This window comes from Pseudoalteromonas rubra (assembly GCF_004212645.1).
GTDB classification, from domain to species: Bacteria; Pseudomonadota; Gammaproteobacteria; order Enterobacterales; family Alteromonadaceae; genus Pseudoalteromonas; species Pseudoalteromonas rubra_G.
The window spans coordinates 1-2,057 of sequence record NZ_PPUZ01000120.1 but is presented as its reverse complement, the minus strand read 5'-3'; the positions used below and the strand labels follow the sequence as shown (position 1 = coordinate 2,057).

The 2,057-nt window shown below is 43.1% G+C and carries 2 protein-coding genes and 1 pseudogene; 2 read left to right on the top strand and 1 reads right to left on the bottom strand.

What is annotated here, in order from left to right:
• Nucleotides 1-507, top strand: a pseudogene (locus C3B51_RS23715) (hypothetical protein); the annotation flags it as partial.
• Nucleotides 507-929, top strand: coding sequence for a hypothetical protein (locus C3B51_RS22605; RefSeq protein WP_130246471.1), 423 nt, complete (start codon nt 507-509; stop codon nt 927-929). The pseudogene C3B51_RS23715 and the gene C3B51_RS22605, both read left to right, overlap by 1 nt.
• 289 nt (nt 930-1,218) lie before the next feature.
• Here C3B51_RS22605 and C3B51_RS22600 read toward each other — a convergent pair whose 3' ends face one another.
• Nucleotides 1,219-1,572, bottom strand: coding sequence for a hypothetical protein (locus C3B51_RS22600; protein ID WP_130246470.1), 354 nt, complete (start codon nt 1,570-1,572; stop codon nt 1,219-1,221).
• Nucleotides 1,573-2,057 lie beyond the last annotated feature (485 nt).

Here is a 2,057-nt window from a genome sequence, read left to right as displayed (position 1 = left end):
TTGAATCAGGCGGGTGAGTCGATTAGGGAGATTTATGCAGCGTTCGAAGTTGGTACCAACCCTGTTTCAGCTGAGGCAGATGGGTATGATGTTGTGATGGAGTATGGGGATGGTAGCAAAGTTGTAAGAAGTGGAGGTAGTCGAGCTTGGAGAAACAATAACCCTGGAAACTTGAGAAATACTAGGTTCTCAATCAATCGAGGCTCTATTGGTGAAGCTGGCGGTTTTGCCGTATTTCCAACTGACGAGGCAGGTAGAGCTGCATTGGTCGACTTATTAAATACACGAACCTATCAAAGGTTAACAATTAATGAAGCTATAAATAGGTATGCGCCTTCAATAGAGAATAATACGAGAAATTATCAAACTCTAATCCAGAGGTTTACAGGTCTAAGTGGTCAAACACAAATGAGCACTTTATCTTCTACTCAAATCAATGGGGTTGCTAATGCTATTGGTCGTGTTGAAGGTTGGACAGTGGGAAATGTTAGCGATAGGAGCTTTTAATGAAATCATTTTCTTTTCTTTTTTTTGTTCTTTTCACTTTTTCAGTGGAAGCTGAATCAGAGTATCCATATGAACCAAATGTGGTTTGTCTAAATGGAAAACTAGTCAAGGAAATAAAGTATGGAGCACCTAATTATGGAGAAACTCCAGATATAGACAAAAAAACAACTATCTACGTTCTTGTACTGAATAGTAAAATTACAGTAGGCACAAACGAGTCATTATCAGAGGTCAACACAGATGTTTTTCATGATGTAAAGTATTTACAGTTGATCATTGACTCTAAAGGATCCAAAGAAAATCTTGAGAGGCTTGTTGGTGGTTTTATATCGGTAAAGGGAAAATTGTTCCAGAAAATCAGTGGGCATCATTATTATTCGGTGTTAATGTCAACGGAGCTTGAAAATATTAGTAAAATATAAAGGTATTTTATATGGATGCATGTTTTGAATGCTGAAATAATATCCATAAAAATAATTTAGGGCAAATAATTTAGGGTGACACCCATTCAAAATCGGCGCTCAGTGAGCGCCTTTTTTCTGTGCAATCACGCCAGCACGGTGTGCAGTGGAAATCAGCGCTGGCATGCACAACAGACCAGCGGAGGGTGCATTTGCGGCCAGTCCCACCAGTTGGCGGCACTGTGCAAACTGAGTAATCACGCCGATGTGAACTGATCCCTGGCGCTGGCTTCATTGAGCTATAGTCGAGTCAGGCCAGGTAGTAAGACATTTGCTTGAGGATTTTTTCGAGGTATGTGGTTGTACCAATTTGGTAGTCATGCATATCCTGTAGGTCTTCGGTGAGCTTTCCCGCGAGTGAATGGTCAATGGATTTTAAAAAGGCCATTTTATGGTGATATGTGTCCTCAATAAGCCCGATTTCTAAGGCCAGCTTTAACCAATAGTGATAGCAATTAATCGCTCTATTAAAATCGATGGCTTGTTTGGAGTAAAACCCCATTGGGACCAGGTAAAAACTCTCATTATCTGATTCGTCTGCATTTAGCCAGTTAGCAATGCGATAATACAAGTCTGTCGCAATGGGTGAAAGTGGCAGTGTCATTGCCATTCGCATGAAAAGAAAATTACATGGACACCCACCCAAAATCGTAGACATTCAGTCCGGATTTTTGGGTGGGTGATGAGATGGACGCTTCGAAATCGGCGTTAGTGGGCCACGCTGATATCCAACACCTACAAGCGCGGCAGCTGGGCGCGGTCATACCTGTACGATGCTCTGGGGCGTCAGGTGGCGTCGATCACCGATTTAGAAAGTACGCTGAGCTGTAAAGATGAGGTCAGCTACGAGCCATCCAGCAAAGGGAATTACAAGGACACCCACCCGAAATCGTAGACATTCAGTTCGGATTTTTGGGTGGGTGATGAGATAGAAAGAAAATTACAAGGACACCCACCCAAAATCGTAGACATTCAGTTCGGATTCTTGGGTGGGTGATTGAGATGGACGCTTCGAAATCGGCGTTGGTGGGCCACGTTGATATCCGACACCAACAACCCCTGGCGTCTGGATAGCGAGCAGCGCGGCAG

Coding starts and splice junctions, on each gene's coding strand:
- C3B51_RS22605 (WP_130246471.1), top strand. CDS start 507: ATGAAATCATTTTCTTTTCTTTTTTTTGTTCTTTTCACTTTTTCAGTG.
- C3B51_RS22600 (WP_130246470.1), bottom strand. CDS start 1,572: ATGACACTGCCACTTTCACCCATTGCGACAGACTTGTATTATCGCATT.